Raw genomic sequence first — 2,607 nt, 5'->3', positions numbered from 1 at the left:
CGGTGCAGACGCTGGCGGAACTCCGGCACATCCGAATAAAGGCGGATCAGCTCCATATCCTTAGAGCCAAGAACCGCACGGCGCACAGCGGCATTACCCTCGATGACAGCATTTTCACGGTCAAAATGACCGCAGGCATTGCGGTATGCGGTATCCTCGGAAATAGCGGCAGTCACCACAGGCTTATACTGCTCAAACTGCTCCCGAAGGGTAGGCTTTGGCGTTTCTTCCTCTATCTCCGGCTGCTGGGCTTGAATGGCATCTTCTTCTGCCAGATCCTTTTCAGCCTGGATCTTGTCATACTGCGCTTGTTCCTGTTCGGTAAGATAGCGGCCTTTCTGGACAAGTGAGGTAATGCGCTTGGCAACCTTTTCCCAGTTCAAGTGAACATCCGGGCAGTCCTGCTTTTTATAGTGCAGTCCTTTCCCATCGTGATCTTCGCCGCTGTGTGTTGCGCCGGACAGGGCATGAGAGCGTCCGCCAATGCCATACTCGTCTTTAAGGAATCTCACTTTTTCCTTATCCGTATGGTTTTCCATGAAGAACGCATAGATACGGCCTTTTCCTCCGGCAAAACTGCTGCCGCCGGTCATGGCGGTGTCGATCTCATCCTCTGTAATGAAATGCTGGACGGTTGGCACTTGGGAAAGGTCCGAAGAAAAAGTCCTGCGGGGCAGGTCAAGGTCTTTCAGGTTCTCCCAGATTTCCCTTGGCCTATGGTAATGAAAGCGCAGCAGGTCACGGTCCTGCTGATAGGCAGTCCAGAAGGCGGCGTATTCTTCCTTGAGTGTCTGGCGGAAAGCCGGGTCATTCAACTGCTCCGTCAGGCGGCGGGTCTCCTCCGGGAACCCATTGCCTCTGATTTCTGACAGGCAAGACGAATATCCTGCTTCTCTGGCTTCCTCGCTGAAATCGTGGTACAGATACCAGAGCTTTTCTGCAAGGAGGGAGCGTTCATAGCCTGCCGCTTCTGCAAGCTCCACATTGGAGGCAAACTGGCCGCTCTCCAAAAGCTCCCCGATACGCTCTGCGGCGCTCTCCCAGGAAATGACCTGGGCAGACCTGTCATAACGGACAGACTTCCCGTGGGAAAGATGGATACCATCCTCGGCATACCATGCGCTCACACTGCCAAGGCCGTTGCCGCCGTGGTACAGCGCTTTCAGTATCTCGGCAATCTCAGCGGTGGTTTTTTGCTTTTCAAAGGCAGCAACCACACGCTCTCTCTGGCGGTCTGTATTGCCGCCCAAACGCAGCACATGGTCAATATCATTTTGGGCAAAAGAAAAAGCAGAGGATGTATGCGCTACATTCTCTGCTTCATCTATGGATTGGATCTGCTCCGCTTCGGAGAGGAACAGGTTTAGGGTCAGCTGTTGATAAGCTCCGCCATCAGGATCTCCTCTGCCTGGGCTTTGCAGGTGTTCATCAGGCCCACCCACTTCATGGGATCGCTGGCTTTCAGTTCCTCGGTGGCTCCCGCTTCCTTCGCCAGCTGGGGCATCATCTGTTCCAGTCTGCTCTGGGCGGTCTCGTCGATCTCGATGAGGTGCGGGTACAGCTTCTCGCTCAGCAACATCTGGTTGTAGAGGATGGGACGGTGTTCTTTCAGGTAGGTTTTCCTCATCCTGCCGTACTTGCCCAGGGGTTTCTCCGGCTGCTGGCTCAGCTTCAGGTCGGGAATCAGATAGTCTCCGTTCTGGATATAGGTCATGGGATTGTTCATCTTGCTTGCTCCTTTCTTGGTTGGCTTCGCGCTCTGCATTTCGGACGGTAACGCCGATCTGCCGCAGCACCTGCTGGTTGATCTGGCTGACCGCTGTTCCCAGCGCCCCGATGGTGGACGGGGTGTTGAAATCAAAGATCGCCATGAAATCTTCGTGGTCGAAGTAGCGTTCCGGCTCCAGTCCACAGCGGGACATCAAAGCGTAAGTGATGCTGACGGTGGCGGCTGCCTTGAACTGCACTCCGATGTTATACTCATCATATTCCTCCAAAAAGGAACCGTCAACGATATAGAAGAAGTCCTGCTGATGCTCCGTCCAGTATTCCTCAGCCAGTTTTCCGGCTACCTCAGTGAGCTGTCCGGCAAGGTCATCACCGGAAACATCATAGATGCGCTCCAGCATGGCCTGCACCGAATCCAGATGGCGCTCCTCCAGCTGCCACAGCCAGGGAGTGCGGGAATGTTCACGGGTTCCGGTGTCGGAAATGTCAAAGACATAACGCAGGCGAGGTCTGTCCCCGGAATCATCCACCAGAGCGATTCCCTTGGAACCGCGCCTTACATAACGGCCCATCTTTTCATTCCACAAATCGTACTCCGCACAGGCGGTGGCGTCCGGTCGCTGGGCATAGATCATCAGCTGCTCATGGAACGGGTACTTGTAAAGGCGGGAAGCAGTAGTGAGAAACCCTGCCCATTCCTGCCAGCTCCCCGTGAGCTGTGTTGCCACTTTGTCCGCCATCTGTGCATATAGTTCAGCTTTGGTTGGCATAGTGTTCTGTCCTCCTTTCAGTTTTGGGGTAAAAAGGTGGGGTGGCAGATCGCCACCCCATCCCTGCGGTTATGTTGTTTACTGGTCAAAATCCGGGTACAGCTCCAGT

2 protein-coding genes and 1 pseudogene are annotated in these 2,607 nt (G+C 54.5%); 1 reads left to right on the top strand and 2 read right to left on the bottom strand.

Annotation, left to right across the window (positions count from 1 at the left end):
- A pseudogene (locus tag OCV63_RS00560) lies at window positions 1-1,259 on the bottom strand (SNF2-related protein); the annotation flags it as partial.
- 110 nt (window positions 1,260-1,369) lie between these two features.
- Window positions 1,370-1,714 carry a TnpV protein gene (locus tag OCV63_RS00555; protein WP_429966214.1) on the bottom strand — a complete coding sequence of 115 codons (345 nt, stop codon included), beginning with the start codon at window positions 1,712-1,714 and terminating at the stop codon, window positions 1,370-1,372.
- Between OCV63_RS00555 and OCV63_RS00550 the strand changes: the two genes are divergently transcribed.
- Window positions 1,713-2,480, top strand: coding sequence for a hypothetical protein (locus OCV63_RS00550; RefSeq protein WP_158361356.1), 768 nt, complete (start codon window positions 1,713-1,715; stop codon window positions 2,478-2,480). The genes OCV63_RS00555 and OCV63_RS00550 overlap by 2 nt on opposite strands.
- The last annotated feature ends 127 nt before the right edge of the window (window positions 2,481-2,607 follow it).

The organism is Laedolimicola ammoniilytica (assembly GCF_025567165.1).
Classification (GTDB): Bacteria; Bacillota; Clostridia; order Lachnospirales; family Lachnospiraceae; genus Laedolimicola; species Laedolimicola ammoniilytica.
The sequence above is the reverse complement of the archived record's forward strand: the minus strand, read 5'-3'. Positions and strand labels throughout refer to the sequence as shown.